Annotated in this window: 13 protein-coding genes; 9 read left to right on the top strand and 4 right to left on the bottom strand. The window is 43.1% G+C overall.

The features are described from left to right. Window positions 1–95: 95 nt before the first annotated feature. Both psbC and psbD read right to left on the bottom strand, forming a co-directional pair. The gene (psbC, locus tag I8748_RS32980) at window positions 96–1484 is read right to left on the bottom strand and encodes a photosystem II reaction center protein CP43 (protein WP_198128687.1); all 1389 of its coding nucleotides are present in this window, start codon (window positions 1482–1484) and stop codon (window positions 96–98) included. Continuing rightward, complete coding sequence (psbD, locus tag I8748_RS32975) at window positions 1468–2523, bottom strand: photosystem II D2 protein (photosystem q(a) protein) (RefSeq protein WP_198128686.1); 1056 nt, start codon at window positions 2521–2523, stop codon at window positions 1468–1470. The genes psbC and psbD overlap by 17 nt, the downstream gene beginning before the upstream one ends. A 518-nt stretch (window positions 2524–3041) precedes the next feature. Between psbD and I8748_RS32970 the strand changes: the two genes are divergently transcribed. From I8748_RS32970 to I8748_RS32945, 6 genes are all read left to right on the top strand, one after another. Further along, a complete protein-coding gene (locus tag I8748_RS32970) occupies window positions 3042–3638 on the top strand; it encodes a photosystem I assembly protein Ycf4 (RefSeq protein ID WP_198128685.1) in 597 nt (198 codons plus the stop codon). 206 nt (window positions 3639–3844) lie between these two features. Continuing rightward, window positions 3845–4636, top strand: coding sequence for a peptidylprolyl isomerase (locus tag I8748_RS32965; RefSeq protein WP_198128684.1), 792 nt, complete (start codon window positions 3845–3847; stop codon window positions 4634–4636). Window positions 4637–4750: 114 nt separating this feature from the next. After that, window positions 4751–5899 carry a beta-ketoacyl-ACP synthase gene (locus I8748_RS32960; RefSeq protein WP_198128683.1) on the top strand — a complete coding sequence of 383 codons (1149 nt, stop codon included), beginning with the start codon at window positions 4751–4753 and terminating at the stop codon, window positions 5897–5899. Between the two features lie 94 nt (window positions 5900–5993). Beyond that, complete coding sequence (locus I8748_RS32955) at window positions 5994–6332, top strand: carbon dioxide-concentrating mechanism protein CcmK (protein WP_198128682.1); 339 nt, start codon at window positions 5994–5996, stop codon at window positions 6330–6332. A gap of 164 nt (window positions 6333–6496) precedes the next feature. Next, window positions 6497–7666 carry a pyridoxal phosphate-dependent aminotransferase gene (locus I8748_RS32950; RefSeq protein WP_198128681.1) on the top strand — a complete coding sequence of 390 codons (1170 nt, stop codon included), beginning with the start codon at window positions 6497–6499 and terminating at the stop codon, window positions 7664–7666. Window positions 7667–7730: 64 nt separating this feature from the next. Next, on the top strand, window positions 7731–8168 hold the full coding sequence (locus tag I8748_RS32945) for a secondary thiamine-phosphate synthase enzyme YjbQ (RefSeq protein ID WP_198128680.1): 438 nt from the start codon (window positions 7731–7733) through the stop codon (window positions 8166–8168). A gap of 126 nt (window positions 8169–8294) precedes the next feature. Here I8748_RS32945 and I8748_RS32940 read toward each other — a convergent pair whose 3' ends face one another. Next, complete coding sequence (locus I8748_RS32940; protein WP_198128679.1) at window positions 8295–8972, bottom strand: SDR family oxidoreductase; 678 nt, start codon at window positions 8970–8972, stop codon at window positions 8295–8297. Between the two features lie 136 nt (window positions 8973–9108). Continuing rightward, a complete protein-coding gene (locus I8748_RS32935) occupies window positions 9109–10095 on the bottom strand; it encodes an alpha/beta hydrolase family protein (RefSeq protein ID WP_198128678.1) in 987 nt (328 codons plus the stop codon). Between the two features lie 517 nt (window positions 10096–10612). Between I8748_RS32935 and I8748_RS32930 the strand changes: the two genes are divergently transcribed. The 3 genes from I8748_RS32930 (at window position 10613) to I8748_RS32920 (ending at window position 16555) form a co-directional block, all read left to right on the top strand. Further along, entirely contained in the window at window positions 10613–12415 is a 1803-nt protein-coding gene (locus I8748_RS32930) for a WD40 repeat domain-containing protein (protein WP_225896628.1), read from the top strand. 91 nt (window positions 12416–12506) lie between these two features. Then, the gene (locus I8748_RS32925; RefSeq protein WP_198128677.1) at window positions 12507–12650 is read left to right on the top strand and encodes a hypothetical protein; all 144 of its coding nucleotides are present in this window, start codon (window positions 12507–12509) and stop codon (window positions 12648–12650) included. A gap of 503 nt (window positions 12651–13153) precedes the next feature. Beyond that, window positions 13154–16555 carry a pentapeptide repeat-containing protein gene (locus I8748_RS32920; protein WP_198128676.1) on the top strand — a complete coding sequence of 1134 codons (3402 nt, stop codon included), beginning with the start codon at window positions 13154–13156 and terminating at the stop codon, window positions 16553–16555. Window positions 16556–16794: the final 239 nt, after the last annotated feature.

Raw genomic sequence — 16794 nt, 5'->3', positions numbered from 1 at the left:
AGATAAGGCTATCATAAGCAATAGAAAAAAGCTCTTGCTTTTACACAAGAGCTTATAAAGTATTTGATTGTCAGTGATGAAAGAAAATTTGCAGCTTAGTCAAGTTCATTCATGAACAATACTGGCTCAGTCTCACGGTCAATACCTTTCTCGAAACCACCAGCAGCAGCGCGGGCGCGACCAGCGTGCCACAAGTGACCAATCAAGAAGAAGAAGCCTAATACGAAGTGAGAGGTTGCCAACCAAGCGCGGGGAGATACGTAGTTGAAGGAGTTGATTTCAGTAGCCACACCACCCACAGAGTTCAAAGAACCCAAAGGAGCGTGGGTCATGTATTCAGCGGCGCGACGAGCTTGCCAAGGCTGAATATCCTTCTTAATTTTGTCTAAGTCAAGACCGTTAGGGCCACGCAGAGGCTCTAACCAAGGGCCGCGGAAATCCCAGAAGCGCATGGTTTCACCACCGAAGATGATTTCACCTGTAGGAGAGCGCATCAAGTATTTACCTAGACCTGTGGGGCCTTGTGCAGAACCGACGTTAGCACCTAAGCGTTGGTCACGGATTAAGAAAGTAAGGGCTTGAGCTTGAGAAGCTTCAGGGCCAGTAGGGCCAAAGAATTCACTGGGGTAAACAGTGTTGTTATACCAAACCATACAGGAAGCGATGAAGCCCATCAAGGACAAAGCACCCAAGCTGTAGGAGAGGTAAGCTTCACCAGACCAGATGAACGCACGACGTGCCCAGCCAAAAGGCTTGGTGAAGATGTGCCAGATACCGCCAGAAATACAAATTAGAGCAACCCAAATGTGACCGCCGACGACATCTTCTAAGTTATCGACGCTGACAATCCAGCCTTCGCCACCGAAGGGAGACTTAATCAGATAACCGAAGATAACCGCTGGGTTGAGTGTTGGGTTAGTAATGACGCGAACATCACCACCACCAGGTGCCCAGGTGTCGTACAAACCACCGAAGAACATTGCCTTCAGTACCAACAACAGCGCACCGACTCCCAAAATGATCAGGTGGAAACCGATGATGTTGGTCATCTTGTTCTTGTCTTTCCAGTCGTAACCAAAGAAAGAGGAGTACTCTTCTAAGGTTTCTGGGCCACGGACGGCATGATAAATACCACCAAAACCCAATACGGCTGAGGAAATTAGGTGGAGTACACCAACTACAAAGTAGGGGAAGGTGTCGATAACTTCACCACCAGCACCAACACCCCAACCTAAGGTAGCGAGGTGAGGTAGCAAGATTAAGCCCTGCTCGTACATGGGCTTTTCAGGAACGAAGTGAGCGACTTCAAACAAAGTCATCGCTCCGGCCCAGAAGACTATCAAACCAGCATGGGCAACGTGGGCACCAAGTAGTTTACCGGATAGGTTGATTAAGCGAGCATTACCAGACCACCAAGCAAAACCGGTGGATTCCTGGTCGCGTCCGCCGCCTATGATCGAAGATCTATTAGAGAGCGTTACCACGTGGTAGTACCTCTTCAGGGAATACAAATTGTTCGTGAGGCTGGTCTTGAGGAGCCATCCAAGCGCGGATACCCTCGTTCAGCAAAATGTTTTTGGTATAGAAGGTTTCAAATTCTGGGTCTTCTGCTGCCCGCAATTCTTGGGACACGAAGTCATAGGCCCGTAGGTTGAGTGCCAAACCGACAATACCTACAGACGCCATCCACAAGCCTGTAACTGGCACAAACAACATGAAGAAGTGCAGCCAACGCTTGTTGGAGAAAGCAATACCGAAAATCTGTGACCAGAAACGGTTTGCTGTCACCATGGAGTAGGTTTCTTCGGACTGGGTAGGATTGAAAGCGCGGAAGGTGTTGGAGCCTTCACCGTCTTCAAACAAAGTGTTTTCTACAGTTGCACCGTGAATCGCACACAACAGCGCACCACCCAATACACCAGCTACACCCATCATGTGGAAGGGGTTGAGTGTCCAGTTGTGGAACCCTTGTAGGAACAGCAAGAAGCGGAAAATCGCTGCTACTCCGAAGCTGGGTGCAAAGAACCAAGAAGATTGTCCCAAGGGGTACATCAAGAAGACGCTGACAAATACTGCAATGGGAGCAGAGAATGCCAAGGCGTTGTATGGACGGATGCCTACTAGACGGGCAATTTCAAATTGCCGCAACATGAAGCCGATTAAACCAAAGGCTCCGTGTAGGGCTACGAATGGCCACAATCCGCCCAATTGACACCAACGAGTGAAGTCGCCTTGGGCTTCTGGGCCCCACAGCAACAGCAATGAGTGACCCATGCTGTCCGCGGGTGATGATACTGCTACTGTTAAAAAGTTACAGCCTTCTAAGTATGATGACGCTAACCCGTGGGTGTACCAAGAGGTGACGAATGTTGTACCGGTTAGCCAACCGCCTAATGCTAGGAAAGCGCAGGGGAAGAGTAAGATCCCTGACCAGCCTACGAACACGAAGCGATCGCGCTTCAACCAGTCGTCTAGAACGTCAAACCACCCTCTACTGGGGGCGCGTCCAACTGCGATGGTCATCGAACTAAATCCTCTTTTTACTAAAATTGCAACGTTTTGCGAGGAATTAACGTTTTTTTTGACAGTCTCAACAGCTTTCAGACCATTGAGATTCTGAGAATCTACTACCTAAATAGGCTAGTATTTCTCAGGGTTATGTCATTACACGTACCAAAACCTAGTAATCTAGCTTTTGATATCTTAATGCTTCTTAACTTATCACATTAGTTGGGGTTTTTGCCCGAACTACGGAAGTGAATCAGCTATTTAACACAAACCTATTAAATAATATGAATATCAGAAATTTTACAATCTGACACAAGTTTTCTCAGAAATCTTAAAATTAGGGACTGGGGAGATGGGGGGATGAGGGGGATGAGGGGGATGAGGAGATGATGGGGAGAATAACTCAACCCATGCCCCATGCCCAATACCCAATCCCCAATCCCTAATACCCAATTCCCAAACTGAACTTGCAAGACATCCTGGTCAAATGGCAGACTTGACAAAGGGAAGAACTCACAGGCCAAGATAGTTTCATGACGGCATCAACAAAAATTAACAAAGGTGACTCGCCTAATGGCGATAAATCCGCTTCACGCGTCCTGCATCAAAAAGTTCTCGGTTCTCGTAGGTTCAGCAACTACTGGTGGGCAACTGTTGTGACATTGGGAGCCACAGGATTTTTATTGGCTGCCATATCCAGTTACTTAAAAGTAAACTTACTCCTAGTTAGCGATCCAACACAACTGGTATTCGTACCTCAAGGATTGGTGATGGGGTTATATGGTATTGCTGGCTCGCTTTTAGCTTTATACCTGTGGCTAGTGATTTTATGGGATGTAGGAGGTGGCTACAACGATTTTAATCAGGAAACAGGTAGCGTCAAAATTTTTCGTTGGGGATTTCCAGGCAAAAACCGTCGGATTGAGATTGACAGTCGTGTACAAGATGTGCAATCTGTGCGGGTAGACATCAAAGAAGGTATTAATCCCCGTCGCGCACTTTACCTGCGTATTAAAGGGCGGCGAGACATTCCTTTAACACGAGTAGGTCAACCAATACCTTTAACAGAATTAGAAACTCAAGGCGCAGAATTAGCCCGCTTTTTGGGTGTACCTCTAGAGGGACTTTAAGGGAATGCAGAGGCGCAGGGGAGCAGGGGTGTAGGGGCGCAGGGGTGATGAGGTGATGAGGGAGATAAGGGAGAAATAACTTATGCCCAATGCCCAATGCCCAATGCCCAATGCCCCATGCCCAATTCCCAATTCCCAATTCCCAATTCCCAATTCCCAATTCCCCTTGAAAGGATAAGATACTCTGGTTGAGTCAGTAACTGGCAATGCGGTTAAAAGTTTCAAAATTTTTGGTTGTGCTTCTAATGGTCGGTGCTTTGATGTTGGGAGGGTGTTCAACACAACAGGTTAGTTCTAATTCTTCTCCCACCTCTACAGCGACTCAGACAAGCACCACGACGACTACTACTGAAGCAACATCTGTATCTGCAACCACAAGTGAGAGTAATCCAGTAATGAAAGATTTACCACGGCTCGAAGGCAAGGCTACTGTGGTGATGACCGTTAAAGGGTCGCCGATTACTATCGAAGTAGACGGTACCAATGCCCCAATTACAGCCGGTAACTTTGTCGATTTAGTGCAAAAAGGTGTATACGATGGATTAGTTTTCCATCGGGTTGTGCGCGAACCCCAACCGTTCGTAGTTCAAGGCGGCGATCCCCAAAGCAAAGACCCGAAATTTCCAGCAAATAGATTGGGAACGGGTGGTTATATTGAACCAAAAACTGGGAATCAACGGTACATACCTTTAGAAATTAAACCCAAAGGAGAAGCAAGCCCGATTTATGGTAAGACATTCCAAGAAGCGGGTGTAACTAAACCACCACAGTTACAACATAAACAGGGTGCTATTGCAATGGCGCGATCGCAACAGCCTGATTCAGCTTCGTCACAGTTTTACTTTGCTCTAGCTGATTTAGAGTTCCTAGATGGTAATTATGCTGTGTTTGGCTATGTTACCCAAGGCTTTGATGTAGTTAACAAAATTCAACAAGGCGATCGCATTGACTCTGCTAAAGTCACTCAAGGCGCAGAAAACTTGAAAACTCCCGGTTAGGGAGAGATGGGGGGATGGGGTGAAAGAATTCAACATTGTCTAACTCCTAACTCCTAACTCCTAACTCCTAACTCCTAACTCCTAACTCCTAACTCCTAACTCCTAACTCCCAAATTGATTAAAGTTGTTGTTACTGGTATTGGTCTAATCTCCTCGCTAGGTGCAAGCTTAGAGAATAGCTGGCAAAAATTGATAGCGGGTGAATCTGGAATTAAATGGCATCAACCATTTCCAGAATTGGAACCACTGCCTCTAGGCTTGATTGGTAAACAACCAACTAAATTAACAATCCTCACAGAGTCGGTTGTCGCTTCTGCATTAAAAGATGCTGGTTTAGTTCCTCCTTTACCTGATTGTGCTGTGATTATTGGATCGAGTCGCAGCCATCAGGCATCTTGGGAGTCACTAGCACGGCAGATGTACAGCTTAGAAAAAGAGGAAGAAAAATTAGAGAATTGGCTGGATACTTTACCTCACATGAATGCGATCGCAGCCGCACGACAAATCGGTGCAAATGGGATAGTATTGACACCGATGGCAGCTTGTGCAACGGGAATTTGGGCGATCGCTCAAGCAGCTTTTTTGGTGCAAACTGGGCAATGTCAAACAGCGATCGCAGGCGCAGTGGAAGCACCCATTACACCCCTGACTATAGCGGGATTTCAACAAATGGGTGCTTTGGCAAAAACAGGGGCTTATCCCTTTGATTTGCACCGGGAAGGCTTGGTTTTAGGCGAAGGCGCGGCTGTGTTTGTCTTGGAATCGGCAGAGTTGGCAAGGCAGCGTCAGGCAAAAATTTATGGTGAAGTTCTTGGGTTTGGCTTGACAACAGATGCTTATCATCCAAACCAGCCAGAACCACAAGGAAAAAGCGCGATCGCTGCTGTTGAACAATGTTTAAAACGTAGTTGTTTGACATCAGCCGATATTGATTACATTCATGCTCATGGTACAGCTACCCAGCTGAATGACAGCATAGAAAGCATGGTAATACAGCAGTTATTTACGTACAAAGTAGCAGTCAGTTCTACTAAAGGTGCGACAGGGCATACATTAGGAGCATCAGGAGCTTTAGGAATAGCTTTCTCACTTCAGGCTTTACAGCAAAAATTTATACCACCATGTGTAGGATTGCAGAAACCAGAATTTGATTTAGATTTAGTGATGACGACACGTCAACGTCAAATTCAGCGGGCGTTGTGTTTCAGTTTTGGCTTTGGCGGTCAAAATGCTGTTGTAGCTTTGGGAAAGGATAACGGATGACTGATGATTGTTGCAGAAGCTGATTCCAAATCCAAAATCCAAAATCTAAAATCCAAAATCTAAAATGTCCTAAATCTTAAATATTGATGAAAATATGACATTAGCGCTGGGTATGATTGAAGTTTATGGTGTTCCCACAGCAGTGGAAGTCGCAGACGCCATGTGTAAAGCAGCCCGTGTCACCCTTGTTGGTTACGAAAATACTGATTTGGGACGAATTACTGTGTTGATTCGGGGACATGTGGGTGAGGTGAATGTGGCTATAGCAGCAGGATTAAAGGCAGTGCTAAGAGTTAATGGAGGAGAGTTACTTTCCAATCACATTATTCCTCGTCCCCATGAAAACTTAGAATATGTTTTACCGATTCATCTTAGCGCCAATGTCGAACAGTTCAGCGCAGATATCACATTTCCCCCGCCTCTGTCAGCGTAAACAGATGTTAGTTGTCAGTTGTCAGTTGTTAGTTGCTATTGACCACTGACTAATGACTAATGACTAATGATTAGTTGTCAGTTGTTAGTTGCTATTGACCACTGACCACTGACCACTGACCACTGACCACTGACCACTGACCACTGACTATTGACTAATGACTAATGACTAATTTAATCTCTCGTATGCAGGCGGTGCAATCGCCAATTATTCCAGTGGTTGGAGAACTCATTAAAAAGTCTCCTGGAACCATATCTTTAGGACAAGGTGTGGTTTCTTACAGTCCGCCACCTGAAGCAATAGAACTTTTGCCTCAGTTCCTCGCGGAACCAACTAATAATTTATACAAAGCAGTAGAGGGTATTCCTCCTTTATTAACAGCACTGGCAGCAAAATTATCAGATTTTAATGGTATTGAAATCAACAAAGGAAACTGCATTTTTGTCACAGCGGGAAGCAACATGGCATTCATGAATGCCATTCTTGCTATTACTAGCCCAGGTGACGAAGTTATTTTGAATACCCCTTACTATTTCAATCACGAAATGGCGATCGCAATGGCGGGTTGTCGTGCAATATTAGTGGAAACCGATGAAAATTACCAGTTGCGTCCTGAAGCCATTGCCCAAGCAATTACCCCAAAAACACGCGCAGTGGTGACAATTTCACCGAATAATCCTACAGGAGTTGTCTATTCAGAAACTGCATTACACCAAGTTAATCAAATGTGTGGCGATCGCAAGATTTATCATATTAGCGATGAAGCCTATGAATACTTCACCTATAACGGGGTAAAACATGTTTCTCCCGGTGCATTTGCTGGTAGTAACGAACACACCATTTCTCTTTATAGCCTTTCTAAAGCATACGGTTTTGCTAGTTGGCGCATCGGCTATATGGTGATTCCTCAAAACTTACTTGTCGCCGTCAAAAAAGTTCAGGACACGATTTTGATTTGTCCACCAGTAGTTTCTCAGTATGCAGCTTTAGGGGCATTGCAAGCTAAAGACGACTATTTAAGAGAAAATATTGGTGCGATCGCCCAAGTGCGAGAATTAGTACTTGCATCCCTCAATCAACTACAAAACTTATGTAGCATTACTCCTGCCAATGGCGCTTTCTATTTTTTCCTTAAAGTTCATACCCAGATGGATGCTTTTAAATTAGTTGAAAGATTAATTCAAGAACATAAAGTAGCTGTTATTCCTGGTACAACATTTGGCATGGAAAATAAATGTTATTTGCGAGTTGCTTATGGTGCTTTGCAAAAAGATACAGTAAAAGAAGGTATAGAAAGATTAGTACGAGGTTTGCAAACAATACTGAAAAATTAAGATTTGGAATTTGGAAATAAATATTAAACTTTATTCATGTGCTGTCTTTATATAAAGTTGAAAAATGCCGATTATTAATAAATTAATTGAAATTGAAACTAACCAGGGCATTAATATTCGTAATATTACGCCACAAATTCAAGATTTGATTACCTCAACATCAATTAAGAATGGTCAAGTCTTAGTTTTTTCTCGGCACACTACAACGGCTTTAGCTATCAACGAAAACGAAATCAGATTACTAGAGGATGTCAAAGTATTCTTGCAAAAACTAGCGCCTGAGTCAGACAAATATTTACATAACGATTTGCATTTGAGAGATGTACCAGAAGACGAACCCATTAATGCTCATTCTCACTTAATGGCAATGATGTTATCTACCAGTGAGGTCATTCCGATTGTGGATGGTAAATTAGCTTTAGGAACTTGGCAATCTGTTTTGTTTTTTGAACTCGATGGGCCTCGTAAAAGAACTGTATTTATTCAAATTTCTGGAGAATGAAAAGTTAATAATTTTCAACTCTTTTTCTGGCTTTTTACCTTTGTGTCTTCGTGTCTTAGTGGTTCATAAATCATTTTTTTAACCACGAAGGCACAAAGACACTAAGAAATGAAAGGGCTATTCTTATTAATCTAAAGTAAACTCTGTAAACTCTGCTTGTCCGTACATCATATTTTTGTCTACAGCTGAGAGAACTTTATTATTTGTGCGGTCAGAATTGAGAGAACGGACAACTAACTGTGCAACATCTGCACGATGAATTGTACCAGCAATGCGCGGATATTCAGTTAAAATTCCATTGCCTGTTGCGGGTTCTGACTTTAATCCACCAGGGCGGATGATAGTGTAGGTGAGTCCACTGGCAATTAAGTGTTTTTCAGCTTTGTCTTTTTCAATTAAAACAAACCTCAGTGTTTCTAAAGCTTGGGGAGGCAAAGCATTAGCACTATTACCTGTGCCAATGGAAGTCACAAGAATGAACTTTTGCACTCCAGCTTTGACTGCTGCATCAATCAGATTTTTATTACCCAGAAAATCAGCCCTTTCACCGTCTGCGGGTAAACCGCCAATAGTACTGATAACTGCGTGGATAGGTTCATCTGCCAATATTGCACGTTCGACATCACCTACATTCAAAGCATCTCCCAAAGCAACCTGAATACCGCTTGCTTCAAGTTCAGCAGCAGCAGCTTCAGTTCTTAAAAGTGCTTTGACTTTGAGATTTTGTGCTGTCAAGTATTTAGCGACTTCTCGACCAACACCACGACTCGCCCCAGCCAGAAAAATGTAAGATGCACTAGTCATATCAATTTTGGATTTGAGATTTTGGATTATTTATTGAAATCTATTGGCAAGTCAAATTAAAACAAATTTATACTTTGAACGCTATCTCCTTTATTAAACTTCCATTCCCAATTCCCAATTCCCAATTCCCAATTCATCATTTACGCTCAAAGGATTTTATCAGATGATTGGTACTATTAAGTAACTGGTCAAGCTTTTGGTATGCACCTGGTTCTTGGCGAACATAACTATCAATAAATAAACCAATGATTTCAGCCATCAGTGAACGGAAATTTTCTTGTGGTTGGGTGGCGGGGAAGTCGAGATAGGGTCTAGCTGTAGTGGAGTCTATGGTATCAGCCATCGAAAAGTGATTTGCCCCTTCCAAGAGTACCAGATAGCTGTCATTTCTGCCGCCAGCGATCGCTTCTTGGAATGTACGTATAACTGAAGTAGTAGCATCGCCGACACTTACACCATAACGGTAGCTGCTGTTAGCAATCACCCCATCACAAGTTCCTCCCATGAGTAACATGGGTAAGGAGTCTGGTAAAGGCAAAATGGTACCTGCTTCATATCCCATGGCTACCCCTCCAGCAGTATGTGCGCCATAAGCAAAAGACGCCACAACTTGGTCAAAAAAGCGAGGATCGGCGCTTTCAATTGCGACTCGACCACCAACAGAGTGTCCACCTAAAATGATTCTTTGTAAGTCTAGCGTCCCAGCTAAAATCCCCTCATTCTGTAACTGTTCTAGTTTAGATAACAGCGCAGGCAAAGCCGAGGCAGTGGGAGCAGTACCATAGACTTGTGGATGCCATGCTGCAACATCGACTCCAGGTGTGAGACTAATTATCCCTGGCATTACTTCTGCAACCCAGTTAAAGATAACTACCACCAGTCCGCGTTCTGCTAGTTTAACCGCCAGCCATTGATATAGTTGAGCATCACAATTAGCACCGTTGAAGAAAATCACCACTGGGAAAGGAGCCTGTTCTGGATTCACAGGTATAATTCCCATATCTTTTTCTAGATCAGTTCCCAACATTTTTGCTGGGTAAAAAATTTTCAGATGAATTAAATCGTAAGGTGATTGGCTAGACTGAACAACTTTCGCAGCTTCAAAAAAAGCACGAATCTGCATTTGCTGTTTCCTTTGCACATAACAGTTACAATTAGCAATTGTAACTATCATCGATAATATATAAGATTCCTGATTTAGGATTACTTACGCTAGAGCGTGTTATGTAACTCACCAAACGGAATCTGATGTGTATAAACTTTAATAGGGTATTTGGGTTGGCGATCGCCTGATACAATTTTTGATTTAAGATTATCAAAGTCGCACCCTAATTATTTGTGAATCTCTAGTCGCTGCATCGTTGGGAGTCCCTCTCAAATCATACTCTCGTTTGCAGATAGAACTGTTAGCCCAGAAACAGTATCTCTTTCTCTAGGTTCGTTAGAATTGATTGACATCATCTCAATTCTCTATACCTCAGTCCTATCATTCAGTAAAGTGCTTAAACACTGTATATTTTTATGCCCAATAGAAACACTTCTCATAACTGTGTTCTATTAGACTGCGAGTATCACTGAATTTTTAATTAACTAGAGGATATAAACTTGAGTAGTTACAATTGGTATGGCTTACCTTAGGTATGCAACATTGTGCCGCTGGAATGCAGATGGATTGGATTAGCTTGCTTAAAGCTCAACAAGCCGACTTCCTTCAACGTGTCAAAAAACCCAAAACTTACGATTTATCTTTGCTGGAAAGTCAAGTTAAAGGTTGCCACAGTGAGTTTATGGCATTTTGGGGTGAACCATTGGCAAAAATCCTCGATTTTTCTCGCCAACAAGCCGAAATTCTCGCCAAAAATCCGCCTCCCATACCACCGGAATATCCTGAACCTCCCGACTGGGTGATTCCTTTTCCCAAATATTTCCAGCGCCAAGCAGAAGATTATCTTTTGCGAGAACAAATTGTTGAGCGAGTCATGGCGGAACGGCTGGGAAAGTTGGTGAATAAGGTGCCACAAGACAGCTTGCAAAACATGGTTTTGGATGACGAGGGAAATTTGCGAGGCGAAAGTAAGTTTACTTATTTACTTGCAGATAACCCAAAGATAACTATTCAAGTTTGTGTGGCTGATGGAGAAAGTTTTAACGGAATTAAAAAAGATAAAATTAGGTGGTCGATTACTCAAGAAGATTTGAGAAATCACCAAGTATTAATTTTTCTATGTTTGTTCTATCCATCTAATGGTAAATTCGGCTACGAAAAACATGCAGTGATTACCGGATTTTTACCTAGCGTTCAAGTTGAATTGACAGAGGCAAAAATTCAGGTAAGTCCTAGTAAATTGTTGTATGCCGGAGGTTTGAGTTGGTATTTAGAAACACTAAATAATAAAAATGTTGCTAAAAAAGATACATTGTCATTAGTTGATGAGAGAGCGATCGCAGAGTCAATACAGACTGTAGCATCAGAGCATCCCCGCAAAGAGATCATTGGTGATTGGGAATGCTGGCAGACATTAAAAGGTCACACTAGAGGCATTAATTGCCTTGCCTTTAGTTCTAGGTGTAAAAATGGCACAACCTCGCCCATCTTAGCAAGTGGTAGTCGTGGCGAGACAAAGTTATGGGATTTAACCAAGGGTGAATTAATAGATACATTATCAGAGTATCCTTGGGTAGTATCCGGCTTAGTGGATCAAGTGAATTCATTAGCTTTTAGTCCAGACGGACAGACATTAGTTAGTGGCGGTGGTGACTCCACAATTAAGATTTGGCATGTAGGTGCATTGGATTTGATAGATATCCTGCACAAACATAATGGAGTAGTGCGGTGTGTTGCTTTTACGCCAGATGGACGGATGATAGCAACGGGTGGAGATGACAGGAGAATTTTATTTTGGGATTTGATGCGCCGTCAAGTTGCGATCGCTCTTTCATTAGATGATACAGCTGCCCATTCCCTAGCTTTAAGTAGAGATGGGCAAACATTAATTACAGGTAGCTACCGCAAAATCAAAGTTTGGCAAAATCCACTTCAGATCAAGACCAAAAATTTAAAAGATGTAGAACCACTGCATACCCTCATGGGACATTCTCACATCGTTGGTTCCTTAGCCATGAGTGCAGATGGTAAACTGCTCGTCAGTGGCAGTTGGGATCACACAATTAAAATTTGGTACTTAGAGACAGGGAGATTAATTCGCACACTCAAAGGACATACAGACAGAGTATATGCGATCGCACTCAGTCCCGACGAGCAAATTATCGCCAGTGGTAGCGCAGATAAAACCATCAAATTGTGGCATTTAGAAACCGGAGAACTGCTAGCCACCTTCACAGGACATAACAACATAGTTACAGCATTAGCCTTCACAGCTTCCGGCGAAATGTTAGTGAGTGGTAGTTTGGATAAGACAATTAAAATTTGGCAACGCAGTTAGAGGAAAATTCAGGAAATATGTTGACTGATGACTGATGACTGATAACTGATGACAACGCGTTAACGAGTCTTTAATACTCGCTGATGAGGCTTTGAACACAATTCATCGACCTCAGAACACCATCGATGAGGCTTTGAACACGACTCATCGACCTCACAACACCATTAATGAAGCTTTGAACACGACTCATCGACCTCAGAACACCATCGATGAGGCTTTGAACACGACTCATTGACCTCAAAACACCATCGTTGAAGCTTTGAACACGACTCATCGACCTCAAAACACCATCAACCAGCCTTTAATATCAAGTTCGCTTAATTACTTATTAAACCCACTGAACCCCACCCCACCAAAGCTACGCTTTGTTTCCCCTCCCCGTGAACGGGGAGGGGTTAGGGGTGGGGTGCAATGACTGTGGGAACTATAACTAATTAACCGGACTTGATATAACACACGTAAATAACAAACCTTAAAAACTCTCCGCGCCTCTGCGCGATGGCAGTCGCTACAACGGGGGGAACCCCCGCAACGCGCTGCCTCCTCTGCGTGAAAATTCACAACCCACTCATAGCCATTCCCACCCAGTCAACCGAATTATATACAATAACTATTCAGTTACCCACACTCAGCCACACCAAATTAATACAGACAGATAAACAAAATTTTGGCTGCTTGACCCTGAGTAAAGTAACACCAGTGCATTTTTAGCAAATTGATGGTATTGGGGAATAGTCAATGGCGATGACAAAGCTGTGGAAATTCTTAAGAAACATTCAAGAATTGAACTGGACACAAAACGTAGAAGTAACAAAGACAGGAACCGAAGCTGCAAAAGCCGTCTTTGACTTAGCAAAAGCCGTTAAAGAACAAAAACCCAACCTGCAAGACTTCAAACCTTACGTAGAACAGATTTCATCACTATTAGATATATTTAATAGTCCTCTAGGACAAATTACCAAAGAAGCGATTCCCTTTGCATCCATCGCCATTACCATACTCAAGCTAATTTTTGATGCTACAAAAAAAGAGCCAAGCTTAGAAAGCTGTGTGATACTGGTTAGTCAAGTAGCCTATATAGAAAGTTTTCAGGCAATTCTCCAACAAGAACCGCAATTACAAGAGAAAATTAACCAAGACCAAAAAGCTTCAGATGCTTTAGCTTCCCAAATTAGGAAATTAGGCGAACAAGAATTTGACGAACGCGAAGCGAAAAAAGCAATTCTCTATTTTCACGAAACTCAACTAGCAGAAGCATTCAACCAGATATTACAGCTACGCTTGCAAGAAGCAGGTTTAACAGAAACAGAAGCAACCAACTTAACTGCACGAGTAGCGCGAAAGACCGATGAATACATGCAAGACGCATTAGTACAAATCGGTGATAAAGTCAAGCAGTTGGTGCAATGGTATAGCGTTGGAGGCAAAGAAAAACTAGAAAAGAATCTCAATATTGAAGATTATTTAGAACAAATCATCAAACCGAAGCCAGAAGAAAACATTTTTGATGAAACTCACATCACCTTTCGGGATTTGTATGTACCTCTGCAAATCAAGGAACTCCATGATGAAAACAATGCAATTTATCAAATAGAGGAATATGTTAAAGCAATACTTGACAACCTAGACCAAAATCAACAGAAACAAGTTTTATTTATTCAAGGCGAAGCCGGACGCGGTAAAAGTGTCTTTTGTCGGATGTTCGCCGACAAAGTACGGCAAGAATTGCACCCTAGCTTTACCCCAATTCTGATTCGCTTGCGGGAACTGCGAGTACTTAAGGATAACCTCACGGATACCTTAGAAAACTATTTAGAAAATGTTGATTTTGTTAAAAGTGATGACGGCTGGCTGACAGATAAAAATACCAGATTTTTGTTTTTACTCGATGGCTTTGATGAGTTGTTGTTAGAAGGCAGAACAAGCGGCGGCTTGAAAGAATTTCTAGAACAGGTAGAGAAATTTCAGAAAGATAACCTTTGCCATCATCAATTTATAGTTACAGGTCGTCCCCTAGCGCTACAAGGAATTGACCGCTTGCTTTCACAAACAAAAAGCTTGAAGCGTGTAGAACTTCAGCCAATGGATGATGCAATTAGGGAAACATGGCTGAAGAAATGGGAGGATAAAGTAGGGACACAGGAAGCTAATGATTTTCAGCAATTTTTGCAAGCTTGTCCTGATGAAATTAAAAATAAATTAGCAAGAGAACCCTTACTGCTTTATTTATTAGCACGGATGCACCGAGAGCAGCGTCTTAATGTGCAAATGTTTGCAGACGCAAAGGGAATCCAGGCGAAAATCCGCATCTATGATGAATCGGTGAAATGGGTATTAGAAAAACAACGTGAAAGTGAAAGTCAAAATGATAACTTGCGCTTGACTAAATTAGAAAGCGAAGATTTGCGAGAGTTTTTAACTGAAGCTGCTTTGTGCGTGGTGCAGTCGGGAAATGAAACTGCAAAAGTGGCAATGTTAGAAACACGGCTTAAAGACGGTAAAAGCCCAGCAGCAGAATTAATTCAAAAAGCTCGACAGGAGAATTATTTTGATAAAAATCAACAAGATAAGTTACTTAATAATTTGTTGACTGCATTTTACATCAAACCTGCGTCAGGTGATAAAGGCGGTTCTGTAGAGTTTGTCCACAAAAGTTTTGGCGAGTTTTTATTTGCAGAACGTTTAATAGAAAGTTTTGTAGATTGGACAACGAAAGTAGCCAAGCGTCAGCGCGAAGATGATTTGGTTACAACAAGTGTAATGGATGGGCAGATTTATGATTTATTAGGCTATGGAAATTTAACGCGTGAGATTGTCGAATATTTGATGGGTTTGTTGGCTGAGAGTTCAGAATTTAACGATGTTGAACGCTTGCAAAAACTATTTCAAAGATTAGAGTATTTTTACTTTCGTTGGAGCGATGGGGAATTTATTGATGCAGAAGATGCAAATTTGCCCCAGATGAAGAAAAAACAATTAAGGGAGCAATTACCAGATAGAGAAAATCACTTAGGACTGCGACAGGTGGACGTTTACACAGGGCTGAATGTGATGATTTTACTGCTAAAGTTACATCGTTATGCCCAAACAAAAGACGAACTCAAAGACAAAATCAGCTTTCACCCCTGTGGTAAGCCTAATAGTAATGAGTTTGACTCAGAACGCTTGCTCCGTATTATCGGTTATAGTCAGTGCTTGGGTGTCTCTGGTTTTAACAACAACTTAAGATTATTTCTAGGCGGTGCCGACCTCAGCGGTGCTTACCTCAGCGGTGCCGACCTTAGCGATGCTTACCTCAGTCGTGCCAACCTCAGCGATGCCTACCTCAGTGGTGCCAACCTCAGCGGTGCCGACCTCAGCGGTGTCAACCTCAACGATGCCTACCTCAGCCGTGCCAGCCTCAGCCTTGCTAACCTCACCGATGCCAACCTCACCGATGCCAAACTCAGCCTTGCTAACCTCAGCCTTGCCAACCTCAGCGGTGCCAACCTCACCGATGCCAAACTCAGAGATGCCAATCTCAGCGGTGTCGACCTTACCTGTGCGTACCTCAGCGATGCCGACCTCAGCGGTGCCAACCTCAGCCGTACCAACCTCAGCGGTGCCAACCTACAAGCAGTTCTATGGGACAGTCAGACAAAGTGGCTCAATGCTGAAGGGTTGCATGAAGTAGTAAATGTATCTCAAGAGTTGGCGCAAGACTCAGCTTTTGCAGCTGCGGTTTCTTGGAAGCAGGGCATCAGTTGGGTGAAAGAAGGCAAAATTGAAGAAGCAAAGAAAGCTTTCAGCCAAGCCCTAAAACATCAACCTACTTTGAATGACTCTGCCGAATATTGGAATAGTATCTGCTGGTTTGGCAGTGTACACAGTCATGCTAAAGGAGTTCTCCCCGTTTGTGAAAAAGCTGTCTCCCTTGACCCTGAAAATAAATTTTATCAAGACAGTCGGGGGCTGGCTAAAGCACTTACAGGCGACTTGGTTGGGGCATTAGCAGACTTTCAGGCTGCTATAGACAGTGGCGCACTTAATTATTCAGAAGATGTGAAGCGGCGGAGGCTACGCTGGATAGAAGCACTCAAATCAGGTAATAATCCCCTCACGCCAGAGGAATTAGAGGAACTGCGACAGGCTGAGGGATAGATGACATCGAGTCCGGTTAATTAGTTATGCTCTTGCTGTGGGATTTTATTTACCTGTGGGGTGGCATGGATTTTGCAGTTGCGTTTGCCTTCTGATACTAAGTTGCAGTTTGAAGTAGTACGATTTCTTCCCCTCTGCTCCCCTGCTCCCCTGCTCCCCTGCTCCCTAAGCTACTATCTCTGAATGCAACTTGCTATGAGGTCGGCATTGCTATCTTTTCTGATGCGGAGAGTAGCCAT

Source organism: Amazonocrinis nigriterrae CENA67, from assembly GCF_016056305.1.
In the GTDB taxonomy this organism is placed as follows: Bacteria; Cyanobacteriota; Cyanobacteriia; order Cyanobacteriales; family Nostocaceae; genus Amazonocrinis; species Amazonocrinis nigriterrae.
The sequence above is the reverse complement of the archived record's forward strand: the minus strand, read 5'-3'. Positions and strand labels throughout refer to the sequence as shown.